At 58.5% G+C, this 25,157-nt stretch carries 28 protein-coding genes; 11 read left to right on the plus strand and 17 right to left on the minus strand.

Going from position 1 to position 25,157, the window contains the following annotated elements; translation table 11 throughout:
* Positions 1-29 precede the first annotated feature (29 nt).
* On the minus strand, positions 30-1,256 hold the full coding sequence (locus VI25_RS12155) for an MFS transporter (protein ID WP_072144811.1): 1,227 nt from the start codon (positions 1,254-1,256) through the stop codon (positions 30-32).
* Between the two features lie 177 nt (positions 1,257-1,433).
* Here VI25_RS12155 and VI25_RS12160 point away from each other — a divergent pair, with 177 nt between their 5' ends.
* Positions 1,434-2,099, plus strand: a complete 666-nt coding sequence (locus VI25_RS12160; RefSeq protein ID WP_045689516.1) for a T-complex 10 C-terminal domain-containing protein — start codon at positions 1,434-1,436, stop codon at positions 2,097-2,099.
* A 116-nt stretch (positions 2,100-2,215) separates the two neighbouring features.
* Here VI25_RS12160 and VI25_RS12165 read toward each other — a convergent pair whose 3' ends face one another.
* From VI25_RS12165 to VI25_RS26865, 3 genes are all read right to left on the minus strand, one after another.
* Positions 2,216-3,337 (minus strand): hypothetical protein, encoded by a 1,122-nt coding sequence (locus VI25_RS12165; protein WP_052695381.1) that lies wholly within the window; start codon positions 3,335-3,337, stop codon positions 2,216-2,218.
* 175 nt (positions 3,338-3,512) lie between these two features.
* Positions 3,513-3,893, minus strand: coding sequence for a helix-turn-helix domain-containing protein (locus VI25_RS26860; protein ID WP_236705029.1), 381 nt, complete (start codon positions 3,891-3,893; stop codon positions 3,513-3,515).
* Positions 3,830-4,384 (minus strand): AraC family ligand binding domain-containing protein, encoded by a 555-nt coding sequence (locus VI25_RS26865; protein WP_236705030.1) that lies wholly within the window; start codon positions 4,382-4,384, stop codon positions 3,830-3,832. Before VI25_RS26865 ends, VI25_RS26860 begins: the two co-directional genes overlap by 64 nt.
* A 139-nt stretch (positions 4,385-4,523) precedes the next feature.
* On the opposite strand from VI25_RS26865, the gene VI25_RS12175 reads away from it, so the two are divergent.
* On the plus strand, positions 4,524-4,928 hold the full coding sequence (locus tag VI25_RS12175) for a hypothetical protein (RefSeq protein ID WP_045689518.1): 405 nt from the start codon (positions 4,524-4,526) through the stop codon (positions 4,926-4,928).
* 973 nt (positions 4,929-5,901) lie between these two features.
* Positions 5,902-6,624 carry a tetratricopeptide repeat protein gene (locus VI25_RS26870; RefSeq protein ID WP_236705031.1) on the plus strand — a complete coding sequence of 241 codons (723 nt, stop codon included), beginning with the start codon at positions 5,902-5,904 and terminating at the stop codon, positions 6,622-6,624.
* A gap of 129 nt (positions 6,625-6,753) precedes the next feature.
* On the opposite strand, the gene VI25_RS27785 is transcribed toward VI25_RS26870, so the two are convergent.
* The 3 genes from VI25_RS27785 to VI25_RS12195 form a co-directional block, all read right to left on the minus strand.
* Positions 6,754-6,885 (minus strand): hypothetical protein, encoded by a 132-nt coding sequence (locus VI25_RS27785; protein WP_262489949.1) that lies wholly within the window; start codon positions 6,883-6,885, stop codon positions 6,754-6,756.
* A complete protein-coding gene (gene bla / locus VI25_RS12190) occupies positions 6,882-7,520 on the minus strand; it encodes a metallo-beta-lactamase (RefSeq protein WP_055562529.1) in 639 nt (212 codons plus the stop codon). The genes VI25_RS27785 and bla overlap by 4 nt, the downstream gene beginning before the upstream one ends.
* Before the next feature lie 115 nt (positions 7,521-7,635).
* Complete coding sequence (locus VI25_RS12195; protein ID WP_052695459.1) at positions 7,636-8,085, minus strand: DinB family protein; 450 nt, start codon at positions 8,083-8,085, stop codon at positions 7,636-7,638.
* Positions 8,086-8,229: 144 nt separating this feature from the next.
* Between VI25_RS12195 and VI25_RS12200 the strand changes: the two genes are divergently transcribed.
* From VI25_RS12200 to VI25_RS12235, 8 genes are all read left to right on the plus strand, one after another.
* Positions 8,230-9,675, plus strand: coding sequence for an aldehyde dehydrogenase family protein (locus VI25_RS12200; protein ID WP_045689850.1), 1,446 nt, complete (start codon positions 8,230-8,232; stop codon positions 9,673-9,675).
* A 214-nt stretch (positions 9,676-9,889) separates the two neighbouring features.
* The gene (locus VI25_RS12205) at positions 9,890-10,357 is read left to right on the plus strand and encodes a carboxypeptidase-like regulatory domain-containing protein (protein ID WP_052695453.1); all 468 of its coding nucleotides are present in this window, start codon (positions 9,890-9,892) and stop codon (positions 10,355-10,357) included.
* On the plus strand, positions 10,315-11,019 hold the full coding sequence (locus VI25_RS12210) for a Plug domain-containing protein (RefSeq protein WP_072144814.1): 705 nt from the start codon (positions 10,315-10,317) through the stop codon (positions 11,017-11,019). Before VI25_RS12205 ends, VI25_RS12210 begins: the two co-directional genes overlap by 43 nt.
* Positions 10,941-12,089 (plus strand): TonB-dependent receptor, encoded by a 1,149-nt coding sequence (locus tag VI25_RS12215; RefSeq protein WP_152981595.1) that lies wholly within the window; start codon positions 10,941-10,943, stop codon positions 12,087-12,089. The genes VI25_RS12210 and VI25_RS12215 overlap by 79 nt, the downstream gene beginning before the upstream one ends.
* 92 nt (positions 12,090-12,181) lie before the next feature.
* Complete coding sequence (locus VI25_RS12220; protein ID WP_072144815.1) at positions 12,182-12,955, plus strand: phosphodiester glycosidase family protein; 774 nt, start codon at positions 12,182-12,184, stop codon at positions 12,953-12,955.
* A gap of 258 nt (positions 12,956-13,213) precedes the next feature.
* On the plus strand, positions 13,214-13,912 hold the full coding sequence (locus VI25_RS12225; RefSeq protein WP_052695456.1) for a hypothetical protein: 699 nt from the start codon (positions 13,214-13,216) through the stop codon (positions 13,910-13,912).
* A 212-nt stretch (positions 13,913-14,124) separates the two neighbouring features.
* Positions 14,125-15,246, plus strand: a complete 1,122-nt coding sequence (locus VI25_RS12230) for a sensor histidine kinase (RefSeq protein WP_045689851.1) — start codon at positions 14,125-14,127, stop codon at positions 15,244-15,246.
* Positions 15,247-15,303: 57 nt separating this feature from the next.
* A complete protein-coding gene (locus tag VI25_RS12235; protein ID WP_045689852.1) occupies positions 15,304-16,101 on the plus strand; it encodes a LytR/AlgR family response regulator transcription factor in 798 nt (265 codons plus the stop codon).
* Between the two features lie 2 nt (positions 16,102-16,103).
* Here VI25_RS12235 and VI25_RS12240 read toward each other — a convergent pair whose 3' ends face one another.
* From VI25_RS12240 to VI25_RS12285, 10 genes are all read right to left on the minus strand, one after another.
* A complete protein-coding gene (locus tag VI25_RS12240) occupies positions 16,104-16,535 on the minus strand; it encodes a hypothetical protein (RefSeq protein WP_152981596.1) in 432 nt (143 codons plus the stop codon).
* Positions 16,536-16,547: 12 nt separating this feature from the next.
* Positions 16,548-17,333, minus strand: coding sequence for a LytR/AlgR family response regulator transcription factor (locus VI25_RS12245; RefSeq protein ID WP_045689854.1), 786 nt, complete (start codon positions 17,331-17,333; stop codon positions 16,548-16,550).
* 45 nt (positions 17,334-17,378) lie between these two features.
* On the minus strand, positions 17,379-17,912 hold the full coding sequence (locus VI25_RS12250) for a flavodoxin family protein (protein ID WP_045689855.1): 534 nt from the start codon (positions 17,910-17,912) through the stop codon (positions 17,379-17,381).
* 48 nt (positions 17,913-17,960) lie between these two features.
* Complete coding sequence (locus tag VI25_RS12255) at positions 17,961-18,422, minus strand: DoxX family protein (protein WP_045689856.1); 462 nt, start codon at positions 18,420-18,422, stop codon at positions 17,961-17,963.
* Between the two features lie 27 nt (positions 18,423-18,449).
* Positions 18,450-19,514, minus strand: coding sequence for a sensor histidine kinase (locus VI25_RS12260; protein ID WP_045689857.1), 1,065 nt, complete (start codon positions 19,512-19,514; stop codon positions 18,450-18,452).
* A gap of 12 nt (positions 19,515-19,526) precedes the next feature.
* Positions 19,527-20,429: an alpha/beta fold hydrolase gene (locus VI25_RS12265; RefSeq protein ID WP_052695457.1), complete on the minus strand. Its 903-nt coding sequence runs from the start codon at positions 20,427-20,429 to the stop codon at positions 19,527-19,529.
* 250 nt (positions 20,430-20,679) lie between these two features.
* Positions 20,680-21,804, minus strand: a complete 1,125-nt coding sequence (gene leuB, locus VI25_RS12270; protein ID WP_055562532.1) for a 3-isopropylmalate dehydrogenase — start codon at positions 21,802-21,804, stop codon at positions 20,680-20,682.
* Entirely contained in the window at positions 21,792-22,391 is a 600-nt protein-coding gene (leuD, locus tag VI25_RS12275; RefSeq protein WP_045689858.1) for a 3-isopropylmalate dehydratase small subunit, read from the minus strand. Before leuD ends, leuB begins: the two co-directional genes overlap by 13 nt.
* 64 nt (positions 22,392-22,455) lie before the next feature.
* Positions 22,456-23,850, minus strand: coding sequence for a 3-isopropylmalate dehydratase large subunit (leuC, locus tag VI25_RS12280; protein ID WP_045689859.1), 1,395 nt, complete (start codon positions 23,848-23,850; stop codon positions 22,456-22,458).
* A 154-nt stretch (positions 23,851-24,004) separates the two neighbouring features.
* Positions 24,005-25,117, minus strand: a complete 1,113-nt coding sequence (locus VI25_RS12285) for a 2-isopropylmalate synthase (protein WP_052695458.1) — start codon at positions 25,115-25,117, stop codon at positions 24,005-24,007.
* Positions 25,118-25,157: the final 40 nt, after the last annotated feature.

Consider the following 25,157-nt stretch of genomic DNA (forward strand, 5'->3'; position numbering starts at 1 on the left):
GTAGAAGTAAGAAGGTGGAGTCAAGGGCATTATACCTCCTCAGATGCTGCCGCTGCCGCTACCGTTGCCCGGCTCGCCGGAATTTTTTCGGGCGCTTCCTCATCCGGGTTGGGCAGCAACCGCACCAGCAGCACCAGCACTGCGCCCAGCACCGCCACCAGCCCAAACGACCACCGTAGGCTGGCCGCCTCCGCAACAAACCCTACTAAGGGCGGCACCACCAGAAATCCGAAGTAGCCGATGGTCGAAATACCTGCAATGGCTGTCCCGGAGTTTAAGGTAGTTGTACGCCCTACCAGCCCAAATACCAGCGGTACCACGCACGATACGCCCAGCCCCACCAGCACAAACCCCGCGCCCGCCCCCAGGGCCGTGGGCACTAGGGCCGCTAGGCTCATTCCCACCGTAATCAGAAGGCCACTGTAGTGTAGCATAGGCTTCACCCCAAAGCGGCTTACCAGCCAGTCGCCCCCGAAGCGCCCGGTAGTTATGGCTACCATGTAGGCCGCAAAGCCTAGGGTAGCCGTTTCCTTGGGCACGTGTGCTGCTTTCTGAAAGTAGATAGCACTCCAGTCGTACATGGTGCCCTCGCAGGCCATGCAGGCAAAGGAAATGACTCCAAACTTCAGCAGCGACTTATCGGGCAGAGAAAATCCCGACTTGCGTTCCTCCTGGGCCGGTGGCAGCGGAAGGGTATTAGGAAAGAAGTACACCGCCACGGCCGTAAGCACTACAGCCACCCCCACAAAGTGGTAGTTGGGCAGCACCCCCATCTGCACCAGCCCCGACCCCACGGCGGCGGCCGCAAAACCCGCCACGCTCCACACCCCGTGGAAGGTAGTGATGATGGAATGCGGGTAAAGCCGCTGCACCCCCACCGATTGCGCATTCACTGAAATGTTGAGCAGGTTGCGCGACGAGCCAAAGCAAAATAGCAGTGCTACAAGCTGCCACGTGTGCTGGGCAAACCCCAGCAGGGCCAGCGCGGCATTATAAAGCACGGCGCCTACCATCATCACCTGTCGGCTGCTGAAGCGCTGCAGCAGCCAGCCCGTAATAGGAAGCGTGAGCATTAGCCCCAGCGGCAGAGCAAATAACACGCCGCCCAATTGGGCTTCGTCCAATCCTAGGCGCTGCTGAATAGTGGGAATCCGCGAGGCCCAGGTGGCAAACCCGAACCCCGATACAAAAAAGAACAGCGCAATGGCCACCCGGGCCCGTTGCGCTGCCGCATCTACTATCCTGTCGCTCATCATGCTTGGCCGTTAGCAGCCCTCGCAAAGCTACCATCCAAACCTAGGCAAACCCATAGTGGGGCTTCATTTTGGTAGCAGCCTAGTAGCCTCAAGGGGAGGAGCACAACCCTAGCGCTATCGTCACCGTATCAGCGCAATCATAGCTTCCGGGCTATATCCAATTCTGACTTTTCTCTCATGAAAAAGACCTTGCTTTTCCTTTCGTGCGCGGCCAGCGTTGCAATAGCATCCTGCAGCCAAAACAAGCCCGCCGCCGAAGATGCAGCTACTACCCCCTCGGCCGACACGGCCGTGGTAGTAAACGACGCTGTGCCCGCCACCAGCACCGACTCAACGGCTTACCGCACCGAGGCCGACCAACTGGCTTCTCGCATTGCCGATGACCTGAAGCTGACGGATACGGTAGTGGTAACGCGCATCCAGAAAACGTACTATACCCGTGGCCGCCGCCTCAACGAAGTGGACAGCCAGTACACCAGCGATACTACGGGCCGTTACGCCGCACTGCGTAGCATCAACGACGAGACTGACCGCTCGGTGAAAAGCATCGTGACGGAGCCTCAGTACACTACCTACGCCGCCAACCGCGGGGCCTACTACGATGGTACGCCCTACACGGCTTCTACTGCTACCACTACTACCACCACTACCCAGACGGCAGCACCCGCCCGTCGTCGGGGCCCAGCCATTGTGAAGTATGAGCGTGATGGTGGCGACGTGAAAATTGAGTACGCCAACGGTACCAAGGTGAAAATAGATAAAGACGGCGAGCGGAAAACCAAATATGCCAGCGGCCGCAAAGTAAAAGTTGACGATGACGGTGAGCGGAAAGTAAAAGACTAACTAGCCACCCATAGGCACCAAGAAAAGCCCTGGGAGCTGGCTCCAACCAAGATGGTTGGAGCCAGCTCCCAGGGCTTTCTGCTGACAGACGATAGGGGGTAGCTTGACCGCTAGCGTTATTTCACACCGTACTGGCGCAGTTCCGCGTCGATGCGGTGGTTCCAGCGTTCCTGCGCTGCTACATCGGTGCCGCCGTGGGTTTCGGCGTCGTACTGATCTTGTAAGTGGTTCATTTCGGTGAAAGACTTGAGGTATTGCAGTTGCAGAATGCTGTTATAGTCTTCCACCGTCAGGCTGTCGGGGGTGGCTTTGCGCCGGAACCGCTCGGCTACCAGCCGCACCAGGTCAAAGTGGCGCTGCTCATGGTTGAGGTTGAAATCGGTTTGCTGGCCGGGTGCTACCCAGGAGGAGCTGCGCACCACAAAAATACTCAGCTGCAAGTCGAGCTGCACCACGCCATTTACTACCCGCGGGCGGCCTTGGTAGGCAAAGCCGGGAAATACCGCCGCGGCGTACTGACCGCGCGGCCGGGGCTGACCAGTAAAATCCGACCAGACCAGGGGGCGTTTCACGTCGTAGAATAAGGTGTCGGGCTCGGTCCGCCGAGTTTCGTAGCGGAAGGTAGGATGGACGGCCGTAGCCAGGCGCACGTCGCGGGTAGCAGCTTGGCTAATCCAGGCTTGGAGGTAGGAGAGGCCCCCCGCCAATGATTGACGCAAAGCAGGCTCTACGGGTGCCAAGTCGGTGGCGGAGCGCATGTAGCGGGCCCCCCCGCGGTATTCCGTCAGAAACACGGCCCGGTCGGGCGTTTGGTAGTCGAAAGCCATAACCACTGCAATGCGTCCTTCCACCAAGCCACCGGGGGCGGGCGTTTCCTGCACCCGGCACTCCCGCACCCGAATTTGAACAGGCCGAAGGGCGGGGTTGCGGGGTAGACTTTGCCGCACAAACTGCTGAATGGCGGGCAAGGCTCCCCCTTGCAGGTCCACGGGCCGAGCTGGCGCAAGTGGGGTGCCCGCCTTACTAGTAGTTGGCACTAGCCACGCCACGGCGCTACGGTTGGGCCGCTCGTCGCGAATGGTAGCTATGTAGAAGTGGGTGGGCGTGAAGGGAAGCTTAGCGGCTTGCAGCGCCAAGGTGGGAACCTGTGGCCCTGGCCCCCCGGCTCCTACCAGCACAAGCAGTAGCGAAACCAACAACCCACACCAAACAGCCCGGGCCGCCGAAAAAGCAGTCATAGATGAAAACAGAAATTTTCTGCCTAACACCCAAACGACTAGCAGACGTTCAGCCAGTGCGTAGTACTACTTCAACAAACCTAGCGGCTGCTAAAACCGCAGAATAGGGAGTCCCAACCGAATGCGTTGATGCTTGTTTTTCGATTCGCCCGCGCGAGTTGATGTTTCCGTGCGCTTACTGAGCCAGCCGCTGGCGGCGGTATTCCGTAGGACTTTGATTGGTATGGCGTCGGAATGTCTTATTGAAGTGCGACACGTTGTTGAAACCCGTGGCGTAGCACACCTCCGTTACCGAAAGTTCTTCTTCTTCCAGCAGCAAACGGCAAGCGTGACTTACCCGAAAGTCCTGCAGGAAGTCGGTGAGGGTAAGGCGGGTCATCTGACGAAAGTAGCGACAGAAGGCTGGCACCGAGAGGTAGGCTACTTCCGCTACCTCCTGCACCGACAAGGAGGCGCGGTGGTAGTGCTGCTCAATGTACTGGTACACGCGGCTCAGGCGCTGCTGCTCCTTTCCCTGGCGCCCCAGCCGGCGTGGCCCGCGTGCAGGGGCGTGCAATCGGTGGCGGGCGCTTGGGCCAGGGTTTGCATCACGCGCAGCAGCGTGAGCAGGCGCGCAAAGGGCGGCTCGTGCAAGAGCTGGCGCAAATCTTGGCCGATGGCTGCCCGCGTGCTGCCCCCAAACGACAAGCCCTCGTGGGAGCGCGCCAGCAGGTGGCGAATGTCGGCCAGCTCGGGGCGCTGCCAAAACGATTCGCCCAGAAAATCGGCCCGCAGTTGCACCACAATTTCTTCAAAAGGCACTCCAGCCGGCTTACCGTAGCTAAAGGTCAGATGGGGCAAATCAGGGCCAATCAGCACGAGCTCACCATCCTCGAAGCGGGAGATGTGCTGCCCAATGTGGCGGCGCCCGGTGCCCTTGGGGATGTACACCAACTCGTACTCGGGGTGATAATGCCACAAAAGCCCACCTTGTTGAACCTCAGTGTAGTGTAACAGCGTAAAGGAGCTGTCAATAGTGGGCTGGATGGGTTCGAATTGGAGCTTCATGCGGGGTGGTAGTGCCAGACTTACAAGCAAGATACGCACAGATAATATGAATAGTCAACACAGCACCGGAACAAGCCAATCAAGTGGTGGTAGCGCCCCCTGGTTCTTCCGACCTTGCACTACCATTTTGCATGCCCTTATGACTTTGTTACGCACGTACTCCCAAGCCTTCGTCCTGCTGCTTATTCTGCTTGCCGGGGCACCCATGGGGCGGAGTACGGCCCGCCCCGCGCGGCCGGTGGCCACCGAAACCGTAACCGAGCGCAGCACGCACATGAGCGCCTACCTGACGCATGCCCTAAGCTTGCGCCGCAACCAGCGCGCCGCCGTGCGGCAGTGCACCCAGCAGTACCTACAGCAGCTTGATTCGCTGGCTGCGGCGCCCGAAATGCTGGCCGCCCACGTAGATGGTGCACTAGCTGCGCGTCCGGCCCGGGTCCAGGTAGAAGAGCGCTACACTGAAAATATGGCCCGTATTTTGACAGCAGGGCAGTTTAACGCATTTAGCTGGCTGCAAAAAAGCCAGTCGGCTGCTCGCCCCTAGGGGTTGGTAGCATATATATCCAGCGGCTTTGGGTGGGAATTTAAGCCGCTGGCCGTTTCCCGGATGCTTCTGGCGCCCGGTAAACGCTAAAAGAGGTTGAGGCTGTGGGAGCTTCAGCCTCTTTTTTTTGTGCCTAGGCCACCCTTGTTTTTGCGTCGGTGAACCAGCCGTGTCCCGGGCTGGTTTGAGAAAAATAGGAGCGCCAAAATGGGCAGTAGTACAGCTAACTCGGAAAAAGTCGTTATTGCCTGATAGTAAGTAGCTTTTTTATAAAATCCTGCGTTGAGTAGCGCGCAGATGAAGCTGAACAGCGCAGCTTCCCCTCTGGTTAGCCATATCAATTCGGTCTGATAGCCGTACAACTCCGACCTTTTCCCTAACATTAAGGGTTCAAGTAGTTAATGATGCGTCATCTCTTATTCTGCTACCTGCTGCTATTTGGGCTTAGTGCCTATGCGCAGCAGCCCACTCCTACTAACCCCGAGCCCGCCCGCCAGGTGGATCTCAGCAACGTGGATATTGCCCCCAATGCGGTAGATACCAAAGGCTGGCTGCTGCTCGACAAGGATATTCAAACGGAGCTGGAGGGCGCTATTCAAAACCTCTACAACTTCAAGTACGACAAGTCGGAGAAGCAATTCCGTTCTCTGCGACGGCGCTACCCCAACCACCCCATGCCGTACTTTTTGCTGGGGCTGAATACGTGGTGGAAGATTATGCCCACTAACATCACCACCGAGCAGTACGATAAGACTTTCTTCGCCTACATGGATACGGCCATTACCAAGGCCGAGCGCCAGTACGGGCAAGATTCCAGAAACTACGAGGCCTGCTTTTTCCTCTCGGCCGCCTATGGCTTTGATGCGCGCCTCAACGCAGAGCGCCACAATTGGCGCAAGGCTACCCTGTCTAGCAAGCGCGCCCTCGACTACCTAGAGAAAAGCCAGGAGCCAACGGCCTCAGCCCCGAGTTTATGTTTGGGCAGGCGCTCATCAACTACTACGCCGTTTGGATTTCGGATAACTATCCGCTACTCAAACCTGTGCTGCTGTTTTTCCCGAAGGGTAACCGCCAGCTGGGCTTACAACAGTTGCGTAGCGTAGCCCAGAACGGTTTCTACACCGCCAACGAGTCGAAGGTGTTTCTGATGAAAATTCTGCAAAATCAGGAAAACAAGCCCGACGAAGCGTTTCCGGTGGCCCGCCAAATGGCGCTTACCTACCCCGATAACGGTTACTTCCAGCGCTTCTATGCCCTCATGTGTTACCAGAAGGGCGAGTTGGCAGAGTGCGAGCGGGTAAGCCTCGATATACTCGACAAGCTAAACCGCGGCATGCCCGGCTACGAGGGCATTAGCGGGCGCTATGCTACCTACTTCCTCGGCAGCATTATGCAGATTCAGCGGGCCGACTTGGTGAAAGCCCAAGACTACTACCAGCGTTGCGTGGTATTCTCGGAAAGCACCGGCGACACCAAGCAGGGTTTCTATCTGTATTCTTTGCTGAATTTGGCTCGTATTGCGCAGAAGCAGAAGGACCCGGAACGCGCCGTCCGTTACTATAAAGAGGTGCAAACCAAGGCCGAGCGCAAATCGGACGCGTACAATGAGGCCACGGCCTACCTCAAGAAGCAGAAGAGCGGCAGCAAAAAGAAAACCAAAGTGAGCAATCAGCGCCAAGCAGCTAAGGCTAGCTAATAGTTCGTGCTACTCCTCCAACGAAACGACCCGAGCTCAGCAGGTGGCTGCTGAGCTCGGGTCGTTTCGTTGGAGGGACGAAGCTAGAGGGGCTACTTGCTATTCAGGGCAGTACGGGTCTGGGGGTTGCTACCGGGCCGAAGCAGCCGAAGCGTGTGCGTAAACAGCTCGGGGCCCCGGGGCGCCATTGCCGGGCACTACCACCTGCGCCTTGGGGTAGTGGGTTGCTACCTTGCGCACGGCCGCTGGCCACTGCTTCAAGTCGGCGTCGGCAATGTTGCCGAGGGTGGTGGCAGTAACATCCTTGAGCAGCTACCGCCAAACAACACCCGCTGGCGCGGAAGCCACACCACTACATTGTCGGGAGCATGACCCGGACCGGGGAAGAACACTTCCAACCGGGTGCGGCCCGCCCGAATAAGCGTGTAAGGCTGAATGGATGGGGTAGGAGCATCAAGCTGCTGCGCCAAGGCAAGCTTGGCCGTAAGCGGACTCCCTAGCACGCGGATGTGATTGGCCCGCAGCGCCGCAATACCACCCAGGCGGTCTTCATGGGCGTGGGTAACAACGGCCATGCGCACGTGCTGGTGCAAACTATCGGCTACCCAGCGCAGAATTTGCAGAGTTTGGTCGGAGTTCCAGCCGGTATCCACGAGCAGGGCCCCCGTGCTGGTCCGCACAATGAGGCCGTTAGCCGCTACGGGTGCGGTAGTACCCGCAGACTTGTGGTAGGAGGTGTGAACAAACACATCGGGAGCTACTTGCCGAAACCGCACGGGCGGGGCCAACTTCTGGGCCTGGGCACTGCCACCAGCAACAAGAAAAACACTCAGTAAACACAACAACCGGGCTGCGCGTCCGCGCCGGGCACTAGAAATCGAGAAGGTACTACGCATCAGAAAGCAAAACACAAGCTTCCTAAACGCAATTCAGCCTTGAAATAGTGCCGCCCTGGGCTCAACTTTTCTGCCTGCTAAGAACTATCCTACTTTGCTGCGGTAAGTTACTGGTTTAAACCCGGCTCAGAATGTGCTGAATGTGGTGCTCCATATGCACGGCGTAATCTTCCGCCAGCCACTGCAATGATACGCCGTAGCCGTTGTCGAACTCGCAGCGGTGCGAGGCGGCGGCAGCGGGCAGGTTCTCAAGCAGGCGAGCTAGCTGCTGGTTGTAGAGCTGCCAGAGGTGAAGCAAATCGGCGGAAGGCGTGTGCTGGTACCGAGACAAACGCACCCATTGTTCCTGGGGATAGGGCACCACGAGCAAGGGCTCTGGCATGGTCTGGCTTTGCACAAACCGCAGGTGGTTGTTCGTGGCCGAGTCAATAAGGTGGCCCAAGGTCTCTTTTCGGGACCATTTGCCGGGCGCTGGCGTATACTCCAATTCCATTTCTGAAAAAGCAGGCCAGTGGGTAGCTAGCAACTCTAGCAGCTCTCGGATTCGCTGACTGACATGATGCATAGTTCGTTGCGTCTGCTTAGAGACTTCGGCCGTTTCCGATAACCAAACAGGCTGGGGGGGCTTCGGCACTGTAAAGATGGGGCATCTGAGTAGAAATGGGTTAGATAATATTAAAATTAGCGAATGGTATTTCACCCTGCCTCTATGAACCCCACCACTTCCGCTTCCACATCTACCAACGACGCCACGTTCATCGGCCAAGTGTTTGCCCGGCAGCAGGCGCGTGCCGAGGCCCTACGCAAGGAAGGGTGGGAGCCGCGGGCTGCCCGTCTGCGCAAACTCAGCCACTGGCTGGAGGAAAACCGCGCGGCCATTCAGCAGGCCCTCTATGCCGACTTCCGCAAGCCCGCCGCCGAAACCGACGTAACCGAAATATGGTCGTCGCAGATGGAGATTAAGCACACCCTGCGCCACCTAAAGCAGTGGACCCAGCCCACTAAGGTGGGCACGCCCATGTCGTTGGTGGGTACCCGGGGCTGGGTGCAGTACGAGCCCAAGGGGGTGTGCTTGCTAATTGCGCCCTGGAATTATCCCTTCTACTTGGCCATTGACCCACTGATTTCGGCGCTGGCGGCGGGCAATGCCTGCATCATCAAGCCCTCGGAGATGACGCCCACGGTAGCCGCCTTGCTAGCCCGAATGTGTCAGGAAATCTTCGATCCCGCCGAAGTAACCGTAGTGGAAGGCGACAAGGAAACGGCCACGCACCTGCTGGCTTTGCCGTTCAACCACATCTTCTTTACAGGTAGCCCCCAAGTGGGGAAGATTGTAATGCGAGCCGCCGCCGAGCACCTGACCAGCGTAACCCTGGAACTCGGGGGTAAAAGCCCTGCTTTAGTAGATGAAACTGCCGACTTGCGGGATGCCGCCGAGAAAATAGTGTGGGGCAAGGGCATTAATGCCGGCCAAACCTGCGTGGCGCCCGACTATCTGCTAGTGCACGAAGCGGTGCAGGAACAGCTACTGAAAGAAATTCAGGCTGTCATAACTCGCTTCTATGACCCTGCCGGGGAAGGCGTGGCTGCCTCAGCGTCCTACGCTCGCATTGTAAACCAGGGACATTTTCGGAGAGTAGCCGGCCTGCTGGAAGACGCCCAGGTGCACGGGGCCACTATTGCCTTGGGCGGCCTAGTAGATGCGGAGCAGCAATTTATTGAGCCCACTGTGCTAACGGACGTAGCTCCCACCAGCCGCATTATGCAGGAGGAGATTTTTGGGCCTCTGCTACCCGTGCGCACCTTCCGCACGCTCATGGGTGCCGTTGATGAGGTGAATGCCCGGCCGCGCCCGTTGGCTTTGTACGTTTTCTCCCAAAGCGCCGACAACCAGCGCTACCTACTTCAGAACATTCCGGCGGGTGGCGCCTGCGTCAACGAAACCATCCTGCACCTCGCCCACCCCGACTTGCCCTTCGGAGGGCTTGGCAATAGCGGCCTGGGCCGGGCGCACGGGCACGCGGGCTTTCTTAGCTTCAGCAATGAGAAATCGGTGCTGAAGCAGCGTGTGGGGCGCACGGCCATGAAAGCGCTGTACCCGCCCTACACCGCCCAGGTAAAGAAAATGGTGGGGTGGCTGCTGCGGTTTTTCTAGGAGGCCTAGTAGTAACCAGCGCCGAGGCATTGGTGAAGGGCGTGCGTTTTCACCCGGTGCGAAATGGTCTGTTTAAAGCGGTGCCAGTGGTGCTGCTGAGGTGGTGTAGCGCCGCGGAAGCACTTCATCTACCTTATTCGACACTTCAGTAAGAACAAGTTTCAGGCGCCTTAGTCGCGAGCCACTTTTGGCTTGTCACTACGCCGCTACTTCCATGAAACGTCTGTTCCTCCTGTGCCTCCTGCTGTTGGTTTCAACCGTAAGCCTGCTGGCCCAATCTACACTCTTGCTCACTGGCACCGTCCGTGATAAGGCGGGGCAGCCTCTGCCCGGAGTCAACGTCTTCCTGAAAGCAACCTTCGACGGTGCCAGCACGGATTCTCTGGGCCGATTTCGCATAGAAACTCAGCAAGCGGCTGGCAACTACGTGCTCCAAGCCAGCTTACTTGGCTTCCTGACCGTTGAGCGCCCCATAACCCTGGGTGGCGCACCTGCCCGCCTAGAGCTAGTGCTACAGAGCACTCCGCACGCTTTGGGGTCGGTGGTGGTTACGGCAGGTGCCTTCGAGGCCAGCGACGAGCACCGCTCGGCCGCGCTTAACACCCGCGACATCCAAACCACCGCGGGCGCCTGGCTGATGTGGCTGCCGCATTCAACACGTTGCCCGGCACCACCCGGGTAGGAGAAGATGGAATGCTGTTTGTGCGGGGAGGGGCCGCTACCGAAACTAAAGTGTACATGGATGGGCTGCCGGTGCAAAACCCTTACAATGCCACGGTGGCCGCCGTACCAGCCAGGGGGCGGTTTTCGCCCAGCTTGTTTCGGGGTACTGTGTTTAGCACGGGCGGCTACTCGGCCCTGTACGGGCAGGCGCTGTCGGGGGTGCTGCTGCTGAACTCCACGGACCTGGCCCCCGAAATGCAAACGGGCTTGTCGGTTAGCTCCTTGTTTCTCGGTGCCTCGCGGACTCAGCGCTGGAAACGGACGTCTCTAGCTGCCACCCTCGACTACACCAACCTCGCGCCATACCAGCGCCTCGTGCCGCAAAATGTGACGTGGCTGCAGGCGCCGCGCGGATTAAGTACTTCCCTGAGTTTGCGCCACCAAACCGGACAAGTGGGCATGCTAAAGGTGTATGGCACCTGGAGCCAGCAGCAATTCACCATTGGGCAGCCCAGCCCCGAGCCCGCGGGCCGGCAAACGGTAGCCATGCGCAACGGCAATGGCTTCCTCAATACTACGTTTCGCAGCCCCTTGCGCCGGGGGTGGAGCCTGCAAACGGGGGTAGCATCAGCCAAGACCACCAGCACGTGGCCCCCGACACCGTGCGCCTGCACACCCTAGAGCAAGCCCTCGTAGGCCGCGTAGTGCTTATCAACGACTCGGCGGCGACCCGCTGGAATGTGAAAGTAGGAGCCGAAGGCCTCGCACAACACGTAACCCAGCAAGTGCAGCCGCATGCCGCACAAGCACCAGTGTATACCGCCGATTTTCTGGAGAAACGAACCGCCGTTTTTGCCGAATCAGACTTTCAGCTCAGCGACCGGCTGGCGGGGCGGGTAGGTGGTCGGGCCGAGTATTCGGCGCTGCTGAACCGCTGGAATGCGGCCCCTCGCGTGGCGCTAGCCTACCAAACCACAGAGCGCAGTTCTCTGTCGGGCGCTTATGGCCGCTTCTACCAAACCCCCGACAATGCTTTGCTGCTGGTGCAACCCGCCCTGCGCTTCGAGCAGGCTACCCACTCGGTGCTCACCTACCAATACACCCACGACCAGCAACTGCTGCAAGTAGAAGCCTACTACAAAACGTACGCTCACCTTACCCGCTACGATGGCCAGCACCCTCGCAAGGCTGCTGCTTACAACAACGGCGGCACCGGCTACGCCCGCGGCCTGGATGTGCTCTGGCGCGACCGTAAAAGCATCAAAAACCTGGAATATTACTTCAGCTACGGCTTTCTGGACACCAAGCGTCAGTATCGCCAAGACCCAGTAGCAGCCGTGCCTACGTTTGCTGCCCGCCACAATATGTCGGTAGTAGGGAAATACTGGGTAGGGCGCCTGCATACGCTGCTGGGCGCTACCTACAGCTACGGCAGCCCCCGTCGCTATAACGACCTGAACGGCCCCGAGCACGGCTACAACCAGGGTATGCTACCCACCTACCAGGACCTGAGCCTGAATGCGAGCTACATCACCAGCTTATTTGGGCAGTACACCATTGTGCACGTAGCCGCTACCAATGTGCTGGGCCGCCAGAACATCTATGGCTACCGCTACGCATCCCAGCCTAATGAGGTAGGCAGCTACAACCGCGTAGCCGTAACTCCTACTGCGCCTCGCATGCTGTTCGTGGCTCTGTTCATCTCAATCAATAAAAACCGCGCCGCCGATGTGAACGAGCGGCCGGAGTAGAGACCTGCATTATTCTAACTCCGGTTCTTGTAGTCAGTAGGAGCGTGCGGTAGAAAGTAGGGGCGTAAGTTGCCGCTGTATTTACTTTACTCATGCGTTGGAAAACATTCTGGGATAGTCAGCACCCCAAGCCCGGCCGCCTGCTTCTATGGGTGACCGGGCTCGGGGTTTTAGGTATGGCGCAGTGCGGAAAAAGCAGTTCATCTTCTGCTCCTGCCACCGACCACTACATTAGTTACCAAGTAAACCCACGCCAACTGACAGTACGCCTATATTGGCAAGATGAGCGGGGTGAAAAGTTTCGTAGCATTCGGCGGCTCCGAGAGTGGCTGGCGGCCCATGGGCAGCGGCTCCTGTTTGCAACTAATGGCGGCATGTACAAGACCGGGAATATTCCGCTGGGGTTGCTGCTAGAGCAAGGGGTAGTGCGCACCCCTTTGGATGCGGCCCAGGGGGTGGGTAACTTTTACCTGAAGCCAAACGGCGTGTTCTATCTGACGGCCGACGGGCAGCCCGGCATTGTTTCCACCACAGCATTTTCCAAGGTGCCACAGGTGCACTATGCCACGCAGTCGGGGCCGCTGCTGGTACTGAATGGGCGAGTGCACCCGGCCTTCAAGCCGCACTCCGCCAACCTGCATATCCGCAGTGGGGTAGGGCTACTGCCCAATGGCGATGCGCTGTTTGCCATGTCGAAGGAGAAAGTCAGCTTCTACGATTTCGCCATGTATTTCCAGCGGCAGGGCTGCCAGACGGCTCTTTACCTCGATGGGTTTGTGTCGCGCACCTACCTGCCTGAGAAGCAATGGACCCAGACAGACGGAGACTTCGGCGTCATCATCGGCATAACGGAACCAACTCGTTAGTACCCGCTTGCCTCGGCCCGGTTGAGGCTAGCCAGAGGGTAGGGAAAACAGCACGCGCCACCGCTACGCAGCGGTGGCGCGTGCTGTTTTCGGTTGGGTAAAGGCGGCGAGGAAAGGGAATAAGGGGTAGTAATTTTCGTCTGGTAGCTGCCGGCTACGCTTCATCCAGTAAATCCGACGGTTCGGTAACGGCAAATTTCTTTCGGGGCAGGAGGGGGCCACCTTTGAATCATCAACCACCACAAACCTTTCCTCGTCATGAAAAAAGCCCTGTTCACCCTCGCCCTGGTAGCTGCCTCCTTCTCCTCCTTCGCCGCAGTAGCGCAGCAGCGCGTTGCTACCCCCGCGTCCACTACCCAAGCCGAAGCCTACACCAGCATGATGGCCGCTACCATTCAGGACCTGATGAGCACCGGCGACCCAGCTAAGTTAAAGCAGGCCGATGCCAAGTTGGAGCGCGCGGCTACGGTAGCCCCCCAAGACTGGTTGCCCCGCTATTACCAGGCCTATGCCCGCGTTATTACAGCCTTTGTAAGCAAGGAAGAGGACGATGTGAAGGACAAGTACCTCGATCAGGCCGAAGCTGCTTTGGCCCAGGCCCGCAAGCTGGGCGGGGAAGAATCGGAACTCCTGGTGGTACAGGCCTACATCTACCAGGCTCGCCTAAGCATTTCGCCCATGCTGCGCTCCATGAAATACTCGAAAATGGTGACCGAAACGCTGGCTCAGGCCAAGAAAATCAACGTCGCCAACCCCCGCATTTACTTGGTGCAAGCCAACAACGTGTACTACACGCCTTCCATGTTCGGCGGTGGGGCCGACGTAGCCAAGCCACTTTTTCAGGAAGCCAAAACCCGCTTTACTGCCTTCAAGCCAGCTTCGGTGCTGGCACCCAACTGGGGCGAGCGGCAAGTAAACGGCCGTCTGAAAAGCTACGAAACGGCTTCGGCTAACTAGCCGGGGCGGCCGGGAAGTACCACGGCAGCCGGCGGGCCCAGCCGAAACTACCCGCCTGGTTTTCGGCTGAGTGCCGCCGGCTGCCGCAGCGCATCATGTAAGTCGTGCACCTGCCGTAAGCGTGCCTTCTTGGCTGCCCGGCGTCTTTTGCGAAGTAGTAGTTGAGTTGATATCTTTTCGCTTGATTTACCTGCCCGTTGGCGGCTCCTTTTATGCTTGAATCAGCCCTTTCCTCGCAGCGCCCGGCTCTCACCTCAGACGATGAGCTGAGCGCCCGGAAAAAGTCCCTTACCACCCTAGGGCGGCACTACCCCCACCGCAAGTGGGTGTTCATGCTGGGCCTGATGCTGGCTTTGTCGGTGGTGATGAGCTTTGTGTTCTGCCGGGGCTGCTCCGTGATGAGCGAGGATTTTCTAGTCACCTTCGGGTACAACTTCTTCTACACTACTGGCTTGTGGCTGGCCAACGGCTTTCCGAGCGAATGGCTGAACCGCCGCGTCGACTGGACCATTCAGCCTATCAAGCGCTTTCTGATTACGCTTTCCATGTCGTTGGTACTGTCGCTCATTGTAATTCTCATCGTCACGACGGGCTTTAATGTATGGTACCACCATCGGCCCCTAAGCTCCATTACCTGGCGGCCCTTCGTCATGCCCCTGCTGATTACCGTAGTAGTGTCGTTGTTTCTGCACAGCCGCTCATTTTTACTGAGCTGGCGCGATGCCACTACCCAGGCCGAGCGCCTGCAAAAGGAAAATGCCCAGGCCCAGGCCGACTCCCTGCGCCGCCAGCTAGACCCGCACTTCCTCTTCAACGCTCTGAATGCCCTGACCTCGCTGGTGGAGGAAAATGACCCGGCGCGCGCGTCACGCTTTATTCGGCAGCTTAGTCAGGTGTACCGCTACGTGCTCGATAGCCAGGAGCAGGAAGTGGTGCCGCTTGGGGAGGAAATACGGTTTGCCGAAGCCTACCTCTACCTGCAACAAACCCGCCTTGGTGAGGGCGTGCAGGTAGAAATGAGCCTTCCGGCTGCCGCACTGGAAACCCTGCTGGTGCCACCGCTGGCCGTGCAGCTGCTCCTAGAAAATGCGATCAAGCACAATGCCACCTCCCAGCGCGACCCACTTCGTATCCGCGTTGAGCTGGACCAGGATGCCCGCACACTTACAGTGCGCAACAACCGCCGCCCCCGGCGCTTACCCGAAGGAGAATCCACGGGGCTGGGCCTTAAGAATCTACAAGCCCGCTACGCCTTTCTTACCAGCCAACCCGTGCGCGTAGAACAGACCGAAACGGATTTTTGGGTGGTGCTACCCGTGCTAGAACTGCACTAGTAAGCTGGCTACATCCCTGGGTTTTCAATGCAAGAGAAACATACTACATTTTCGTCTATGGCCTTCACCTCTACTGCTCCACTGCGCGCCCTGCTTATTGAAGACGAGCCCCTGGCCGTCCGTCGCCTGACGGAGCTCCTGCGCAAGCAGCCCCAGCCGGTGGACGTGGTTGGCACGGCAGAGTCGGTGGCGGAAGCGGAGGCCTTGCTGCGAGGCCTTCGCCCCGCGCCCGATGTGCTGTTTCTGGACATTCACCTGGCAGATGGGTTAAGCTTCGAGCTGTTCGAACGCCTAGAAATTACCAGTCCTGTCATCTTCACCACGGCCTACGACAAGTACGCCCTGCGCGCTTTTAAGGTCAACAGCGTCGACTACTTGCTCAAGCCCATCGACCCCGAAGAACTCGCGGCGGCCCTGGCTAAGCTGGAGCGCCAGCGCCGAGCTGCTACCCCCGCCTTCGATGCCAACCTGCTGGCCCAGGTGCTACGCCAGGCCCAGCCGACTAAAGAGTACAAGTCGCGCTTTGTGGTGCGGGTGGGGGAGCACCTGAAGGCCATCCCGGTGGAGCAGATTGCCTACTTCGCCAGCCTCGAAAAAGTGACCCTGCTGCACACCCATGAGGGCCGCAAGTTTGTGGTTGATTACACCCTGGAGCAATTGGAAGGCATGCTCGACCCCACCGAGTTCTTCCGCCTCAACCGCGCCTACCTGGCTCACGCCGAAGCCATCCACGACATCATCTACTACACCAACTCCCGCCTCCAAACCATCCTCAAACCCACCGCCCCCGACAACGATACCGTGCTGGTGAGCCGCGAGAAAGTGTCGGCGTTCAAGGCCTGGCTGGATCGGTAAAGCTACTGCTGTTCAGGTTTTACGCGCACCAGGGTGCCCTGTAAGCCCATTTTGTCAATTTCTTGTAGGGTATCACCCCTCAAAGCATAGTCAAAACGAAAGCGTTGTGTCTCGATGAACACATTAGGCTCTTGGTTGAGAGCTACATATTTCACCCGAATAGGTGATTCATAAAGCCAGTGCCTAGGTATTCGGGCGTCTTTCCCAGTCTTCTTTTCCCGATCTATGTAGCCGGTATATGTGCCAGTCGAGTCAGAATCAATCTTAAGAAGCGTAAAGCCACTTTCTGTGTGCCCAACCCAAGTGCCTTCTAATACCTTAAGGCTTCCTGCTTTAGTAACTGGTATTGAGGTAGCCGGAGAAGTAGCATTTGACTGACAACCCCCTAGCAAGCACGAAACAGTAACAGAAAACCAAGCCCGGGAAGATTTCATAGCCGTATGATATTACCCTTCCAGCCAGCTTTTCACCGCTGCGGCCTTCTCGCGGCTTACCAGCACTTCCTCACTGGGGGCGGGGTGCAGGTCCAGCAGCAGCTTGCCGTTGAAGTGCGGGTGCAGGCGCTGCACGGCGGGTAGCTGGGCAATGAACTGGCGGTTGAGCCGGAAGAACTGTGCGGGGTCCAGCAGGTTTTCAAGCTGCTCTAGGGTGTAGTCTACCACGAAACGACGGTTGTCGGCGGTGGCGAGGGTAGTGGTTTCGTGGCGGCTCTGAAACCAGGCTACCTGGTTAGCCGCTACGGGTAGTAGCTGCTCGCCGCTACGCACCAGAAAACGAGTCTTGTATTGGCGGTCGGGGCGGGGCAGAGCATCCAGCAGGCGCTCCAAGCGCTCAGCCGATTCGGCCGCCGGTGGCGTGCTGGCCGCCTCCGGTACGGCGCGCCACTCGCGCAGCTTGGCGAGGGCCGCTTGTAGCTCGGCCAGTTTCACGGGTTTCAGCAGGTAGTCCACGCTATTAGCTTTAAAGGCCCGAATGGCGTAAGCGTCGTAGGCGGTAGTGAAGATGACAGGACTGCGCACGATGAGCTGATCGAAGATTTCCAGGCTCAACCCATCGGCTAGCTGAATGTCGGAGAGGATCAGGTCGGGGGCCGGGTTAGTGCTCAGCCAGTACACGGCACTGCTTACGCTGTCGAGCACCGCTAGCACGCGGGCCTCGGGTGCGGCTTGCAGGAGCAGGCGTTGGAGCCGCTCGGCGGCCGGGTATTCATCTTCGAGCAGCAGAACGGTCATCAGATGGAGAACGGGTGAAAAGCGAGATGGTGGAGTATGGGCGCGCTACCGTGTCTGCTGACAGCAGCGGTTGATGTGCTGAGCAAATTGGTGAGCGGCCTCCGTGGGAAACGGCAGTTTTGAGGAGTGGTACAAGCTGCCTTCAAAGTGCATATCGAAGTACTCGGCCGTGCGCCGAAATGGCTCCTCAAATCCCTCGGGCCACTCCTCATCGGAGCCCGTCGCCAGCAGGAAGGCATGCTTGCCGGCCAACTGTCGGCCTAGTTGCTTGTGTGGCTCTTCCACCAGGTCGGTGAGCCGGTCAAAAAAGTTCTTCATTCTCCCGCTCATGCTGTACCAATAAACTGGCGTAGCAAATACCACAACCGGATGCTGAAGCATGAGGTCGGTGAGGCGCAGGAAAGTGTCTTCGGTGGGATAGTCGTGGGGGTAACTGTAGGGCGCTATGGGCCACTTCAGTAAATCTACTACGGTATGCGGAACGTCGGCAAGCACCTTCGCAACCCATTGCTGTGTGTCGCCGTCGGAGCGGGCACTACCAAGAATAACCAGTGGAACGTGGACAGACTGTATGGACATAAAAGCAATGTGTAAAGGAAAAACACCGTTTTTCCGAACTCGGGAAAACTATACTACGGGCAGGTACCAGCCAAAGTACCACGCCCAGGCCATGAAGAACAACTGGAGCGGAACCCGAAACCAGAGGTAAGCAGGGCCGGGGCCATCAGTAGCGCCAGTCTGATAGTTAAGGTTTCGGCGGGCAGCCAAGATATTGGCTGGCAGAATTAGGAGGAAGAAGACAAGCAGGCAGCCCGCAGTTCCTACGCGGAGTGCGGGCACCAATAGGCCAATAGCCGCCGCAATTTCTAGCACTCCAGTCACGTATACCCACGCCCTTTTAGCTGGCAGGAACTCCGGCAACATCCGCATCATGCCCTGGGTGAAAGCGAAATGCCCTATTGCGGTGAAAGCTAACATGGCCGCCATGGCACCATTGCCCGCCAGTATAAAATCGGCTTGTCCTTGGAAAAGATGCGTGCCGCCCACTAGCACGCCAAACGATACCAGGAGTACGAGAAGAGGTTTCATAGGGCAAAGAATAAAGGGATACGTATTCTAAGACGGCGGCAGCAACGGCAACTGCACCCGAAACCAGCCGTTGCCTTCGCTGACTTCTACTGGCTGGGGTGCTTGCAGTAAATGGTAGCGGTGGCGCACGTTGCGGAGGCCGGTGCCAGTGCCAGGGGCCAAGCCCGCTGTGCGCGGGCGCAACGTATTTTCCACGGCAACATAGCCACCCGCCAGGTCGGCGGTAAGGCGTAGTTCGAGCGGATGCTGTTGGGAGGCTACGTTGTGCTTGAGGGCATTTTCTACGAGCAGCTGTACGCTCAGAGGAGCTACTCGCAAGGGTAGTGCCGCCGTTGGCACGGCCCGTACCACCCGCAGATTGTCGCGAAACCGCGCCTTGTGCAAGGCCAGAAACGTATCTACGAAGGCCAGTTCCTCGGCCAGCGAAACGGTGGTCTTGTCGCGGGTGAGAAGCACGTAGCGGTACACATCGGAGAGCTGCTCTACAAACTGCTGCGCTGGCTCATTCTCCGGCTCAATGAGGGCCGAAAGGGTATTCAGGTTATTGAACAGGAAGTGCGGATCAAGCTGGCTCTGCAAAGCCTCGAGCTGACTTTGAACCCCGGCACTTTGGAGTTGCTCGGCCCGGCGTACGTTTTCTGCCCACTGCCGGAAATAGTTGGAGCTTTCGTACACCAGCTGAACAATGACGGTTGGGATGAGGTTGAGGCCAAATTCGCGCAGCAAATCCGGAAAGGGTAGCTCTCCACTACCGCCCATCAGCTTGTTGGTTGTTATGAGGAGTACGGCCGTGGCACCCATAGTAATCACAAGGCTACCGAGCCCCAGCAGCCATAGGCGCTTGTGGGTTTGGCTCATGCTGGGGAAGCGCCGGAATAGCTGCAGCCACAGCGTGCGGCCCAGAACCCAGAACACGGTAGTAAATACTAGCGAAATCAGCCACGCTACCACCACCTGCCACGCCGATGTTATGCTCAGCAGCCCCCGGGGCAACAGTGCCAGCAAGGCCATAACCGGAATGCCAACCAGCAGAAACAGCCGGTCGTTCAGGCGGATGGGGCGCGGGGGCTCGGGTGGGGTAGATGCGGGCATGAGGCAGGACGGCTAGCGGGAAAGCGTTTGCACGAAGCTACTGACCACTTGCTGAAACCGAGCGGGTTGCTCCAGAAAGGAGTAGTGCTTGCCGGGTAGCACTACCACCTGCTGCCGAGGAAACCGGAACGACTGGGGCGTGGTGCCCGTCGTGCGGTCGTCCTGTCCGAGGATAACCAGCGCAGGCATGGACAGCTGAGCGGTAGCAGGACCGTAGTCCTGGCCGTAATCGGGTAGCTGCCCGCTGAATACTTGGGTAGCAAAGTCCTGGTTGGCGGGCACGGCGCGGACTACGCGGCTGGCGCGGGCCGCCAACGAGTCGGTGGAATACTGAAGCTGGTAGGCCACTTGCCGCCGCTGCAAGGCTCCCATTACCATACCAAAGCGCTGCATCATGGGGATACTAGCGTTGGGCTGCTCCGCAGTAGGTAGCAGGGAGGTGCCATAGTGCAGCATGCTTTCCAGGCTTGCGGGCGGGTTAAGCACACTGTTCACCAGTACCAGCGCCTGCACCCGCGCGGGGTGCTGGGTAGCGTAGGCCGTGGCAATGGTGCCGCCAAAGGAGTGCGACATCACTACCCACCTTTCTAAGCCAAGGTGCTGGCGCAGCTCCTCTAGGTCCTGCACCATGCGGGCCACGGAGTAATCTTTTCGTGGCGAGCTAGCTGAGCGTCCACTGCCGCGCTGGTCAATGTATATCATGCGCAGCTGTGCTTCCAGCCGGTTGCCGCCCAGCTTCTCAAAAGAGTAGCTGCCTGCCCCAGGCCCTCCGTGCACAAACACGCACGGCGTGCCTTGCCCCGCTACCCGCACAAACAGCCGCACCGAGTCGGAAGTGAGCAGGTGGTAGACGTAGGTGGCGCCAGCTTGTGTTGGGCAGACGCCGACGCAGCCCCAGTCAGAAGCAAAAAGCAAACGAATAGGACGCGTAGGGAAAAGTAGCGGAAGGCAGTCATGACACAGTAGGGATACGGTAGGACGAGCAAGTAACTGCGTCAAACATCTGAAATAGGTCCCTCTGGTTCTAGTCAAAGCCGGGTGAAGCGTAGGCGCGGCCGGGTGAAGCGGTAAGACCAGGGCGGTGTAATGCCCGCAAGAAGAAAGCCCAGGCCGCCGGCATTAGGCCGACTACCTGGGCTAACGTACCCCTCTCCGGTACTTTCTCTTAAATAATGGTGCTCATGCCCAGCTTGATGTTGTTGCGGTGCACCTCACAATCAGCAATGTCCAGCACGCTATAGGCAATGAAGTTGCCTACTTGCTCGGTGCTGTACAGGGTGGAGGAGTTTAGTTCGGGCGTTACTACCTCCTGGTCGAGAGCGTGCTGTACGGCGTCGCGCACGCAGTCGGCCTCTTCTTGCAAGTCGAAGTGGTCGAGCAGCATGGCGGCCGAAAGAATGGTTGCAATGGGGTTGGCAATGCCTTTACCCTTAGCCTGGGGGTAAGAGCCGTGGATGGGCTCGAACAGCGCTGCTCCATCGCCAACCGAAGCGGAGGGCAGCAGCCCTAGGGAGCCCGCAATAACCGAAGCCTCGTCGGAAATAATATCACCGAACATATTTTCCGTCAGGATAACATCGAACTGACGCGGGTTCAGAATGATCTGCATGGCCGCATTATCCACGAACAGGTAATCCAGGGCTACGCTGGGATACTCGGGGGCAATGCTTTGCACGGTTTCACGCCACAGGCGCGACGTTTCCAGTACGTTAGCCTTGTCTACCAGCGTGAGCTTATGACGGCGCGTTTCGGCCGCTTTAAAGGCGCGGTGCGCAATACGCACAATTTCGTCGCGGTGGTAGGTGCAGTGGTCATAGGCCCAGGCGCGGTCCTCGGAGCGCCCTTTCTCTCCAAAGTACATTCCCCCCGTCAGCTCCCGGAAAATGAGAATATCAGCTCCCTGAATGCGTTCAGCTTTGAGGGGTGAGTGTTCCAGCAGTTGGTCGTAGGCCGTAATGGGGCGGATATTGGCATAGAGGCCCAGGGACTTGCGCAGACCCAGCAGACCCTGCTCGGGGCGCACTTTGGCCGTGGGGTCGTTGTCGTACTTCGGGTCGCCGATGGCGCCGAGCAGCACAGCATCGGCTTGGCGGCAGGCGGTAAGGGTTTCCTCGGGCAGGGGAGAGCCGGTGGCGTCAATGGCGCAGGCGCCCATCAGCTGATAGTCGAAGGTGAACTCATGGCCGAACCGGTCGCCCACGGCTTTCAACACGCGCACAGCTTCGCCGCACACTTCCGGACCAATCCCATCGCCCGACAACACCACAATTCGTTTGCTTAGAATACCCATGACCGTTGCTGTTCGTAGGCCGTAATGGCCGCCTGTTGGCTGATGAGAAAATCAATATCGTCGTACCCGTTGATCAGGCACTCTTTTTTGTAAGGGTCCAGCTCGAAGTGAATAGCCTCGGCCCAGCCCGGTACGGTTAGCGTTTGGGCCTGTAAATCCACCGCCAGGGTAGCCCGCGGATCGGCAGCTACTACCGCAAACAAGCCCTGTAGCACCTCATCAGAAACCTGCAGCGGCAGCAAGCCCGTGTTCAGGGCATTGCCCCGGAAGATGTCGGCGAAGTAGCTGCTGATGACTACCCGAAATCCAGCATCGTAAAGGGCCCAGGCGGCGTGCTCCCGGCTAGAGCCGCACCCAAAATTTTTGCCCGCCAGCAAAATCTGGTGGCCTTGGTAGCGGCTGTCGTTCAGCACGAAATCGACCTTGGGCCGCCCATCGGCGGCGTAGCGCCAATCGGCAAACAGGTTGGCACCAAATCCTTCGCGGGTAGTCGCTTTCAGGAAACGTGCCGGAATAATCTGGTCGGTGTCAACATTTTCTATCGGTAGGGGCACTACACCGGAGCGCAGTGTTTGGAATTTTTCCATGGGGGTGGGAGATGTGAGAGACTACTTCTAGCCCCCCTCCTCAGATGAGAAGGGGGGCTTAGTTCTAGTTCAAATACTGGGTGATGTCTACTAGGCGGCCTTCTACAGCGGTAATGGCCGCTACGAGTGGGCTAGCCAGCAGGGTGCGGGCGCCGGGGCCCTGGCGGCCTTCGAAATTGCGGTTGGAGGTTGAAACGCAGTAGGCACCAGCCGGAATTTTGTCGTCGTTCATGGCTAGGCAGGCGCTGCAGCCCGGCTCGCGCAGTTCAAAGCCTGCTTCGGCTAATACCTTATCGATGCCCTCGGCAATGGCTTGCTGCTCTACCTGCTTAGAGCCGGGCACAATGATGGCCTCCACGTGCGCGGCTTTCTGCTTACCCTTCACGTAGGCCGCTACCGTACGCAAGTCCTCAATGCGCGAGTTGGTGCAGCTGCCAATGAACACGTAATTGATTTCCTTGCCCAGCAGCGACTCGCCGGGCTGGAAACCCATGTACTGCAACGACTTATCGAAGCTCGTAGCCTCGCTGCCACCCGTCAGCACCGGAATGCTGGTGGCCAGCGGAATGCCCATACCCGGGTTGGTGCCATACGTAATCATGGGCTGAATGGCCGAGGCATCGAAATGCTGCTCGGCATCGAATATGGCATCTTCGTCTGAGTACAGCGTCTGCCAGTAAGCCACGGCCCGGTTCCAGTTTTCGCCCTGGGGGGCAAAACGGCGGCCCTTCACGTAGTCGAAGGTGGTAGCATCGGGGGCGATGAGGCCCCCGCGGGCGCCCATCTCAATGCTCATGTTGCAGATGGTCATGCGGCCTTCCATGCTCAGGGCCCGAATGGCGCTGCCCGCGTACTCTACAAAGTAGCCAGTGGCCCCGCCGGTGCCCAGCTGAGAAATCACGTATAGAATCAGGTCTTTGGCCGTTACGCCGGGTCGCAAGTCGCCATCCAACGTAATGCGCATGCGCTTGGGTTTATCCAGCAGCAGGCATTGGGAGGCCATTACTTGAGTCACTTGGCTGGTGCCAATGCCGAAAGCAATAGTACCGAAGGCGCCGTGGGTGGAAGTATGGCTGTCGCCGCATACCATGGTCAGGCCCGGTTGGGTAATGCCCAGCTCCGGCCCAATTACGTGCACAATGCCCTGGTACTGGTGGCCCAAGCCGTACAGCTCTACCCCAAACTTAGCGCAGTTTTCCGTCAGCTTATCTACTTGCGAGCGAGACAAGGGGTCCTGAATGGGCTGATCTTGGTAGCGCGTTGGCACGTTGTGGTCGGCCGTGGCTACAATCTGCTCGGGGCGGTGCAGGGTCAGGCCGCGGGCCGTCAGCTCGTCAAAGGCTTGGGGGCTCGTCACTTCATGAATCAGATGGCGGTCGATGTAAAACACCGTGAGGCCGCCGGCTACTTCACGCACCACGTGCGCGTCCCAGATTTTATCAAATAAGGTCTTAGCCATGAGAGAGGGGTGGGGCAGAGGCTAGGGTAGGCTTCTGCTTATTATGGGGGTAAATGCTGCTGGGCCTAGGCGCCGGCACCTGAGCCTGGGGGCGGTAAAATGCCTACTCCTAGCATGTTGTATGCAATGGGCTAGGGAGTAGGCAAGGGGAGGGTTATTCGACGATAATGAGGTTTTCCTGTTCCACCATCACATGCAAATCCTCATCCACGACTTCCTTTTGGCGGTCGGCCAAGACCAGAAATGAGGCGTAGGCTTTATTGAGGGCGTTGCGGTCAAAGTCGTAGCCAATCTTCTGGAGACGGTACGCCAACGCGGCGCGGCCAGAGCGGGCCGTGAGCACAATGGCAGAATCAGGCATGCCCACTTCGCGTGGGTCAATAATCTCGTAGGTTTCGCGGTGCTTGATGACCCCATCTTGGTGGATGCCGCTAGAGTGCGAAAACGCGTTGGCGCCCACAATCGCCTTGTTGGGCTGCACCGGCATCGACATGAGGTGCGACACCATGGCCGACGTTTCGGCGAGCAATTTGGTATTGATGCCCGTCTCGAAGTTGAGGTAGGGGTGCTGGCGGAGTACCATCACGGCTTCTTCCAAGGCCGTGTTGCCAGCCCGCTCGCCCACCCCGTTGATGGTGCACTCTACTTGCTGAGCTCCGTTGAGTACGCCCGCAATGGAGTTGGCCGTCGCCATGCCCAAATCGTTGTGACAGTGGGTAGAAAGGCGCACGTGCTCAATGCCGCGCACATTGTCGGCCAGGTACTTAATCTTGGCGCCGTACTCACTGGGGAGGCAGTAACCAGTGGTGTCAGGAATATTGAGCACGGTAGCGCCGGCTTTAATAGCCGCTTCGCAAACCCGGGCCAGAAACTCATTATCGGTCCGGCCCGCGTCTTCGGCGTAAAACTCCACGTCTTCCACGAAGGACTTGGCCAGCTTCACGGCCGCCACGGCCCGCTCCACTATTTTCTCCGGCGTGGTGCACAGCTTAAACTTGATGTGCGACTCCGAGGTGCCGATGCCTGTATGAATGCGCGGGTACCGGGCCGATTTGAGCGCTTCGGCCGCCGTAATAATATCGTTTTCTACCGCCCGCGAAAGGCCGCAGACGGTAGCATGGCGCGTTTGCGCCGCAATGGCCGCCACCGCCGCAAAGTCGCCGGGGCTTGACACCGGAAAACCTGCCTCAATCACGTCGACGCCGAGTAGCTCTAGCTGTCGGGCAATCAGCAGTTTCTCGTCCCGGTTCAGCTTGCAGCCCGGCACCTGTTCCCCGTCGCGCAGGTCGTGTCGAAGATGTGGATTT

Source organism: Hymenobacter sp. AT01-02, assembly GCF_000961955.2.
GTDB classification, from domain to species: domain Bacteria; phylum Bacteroidota; class Bacteroidia; order Cytophagales; family Hymenobacteraceae; genus Hymenobacter; species Hymenobacter mucosus.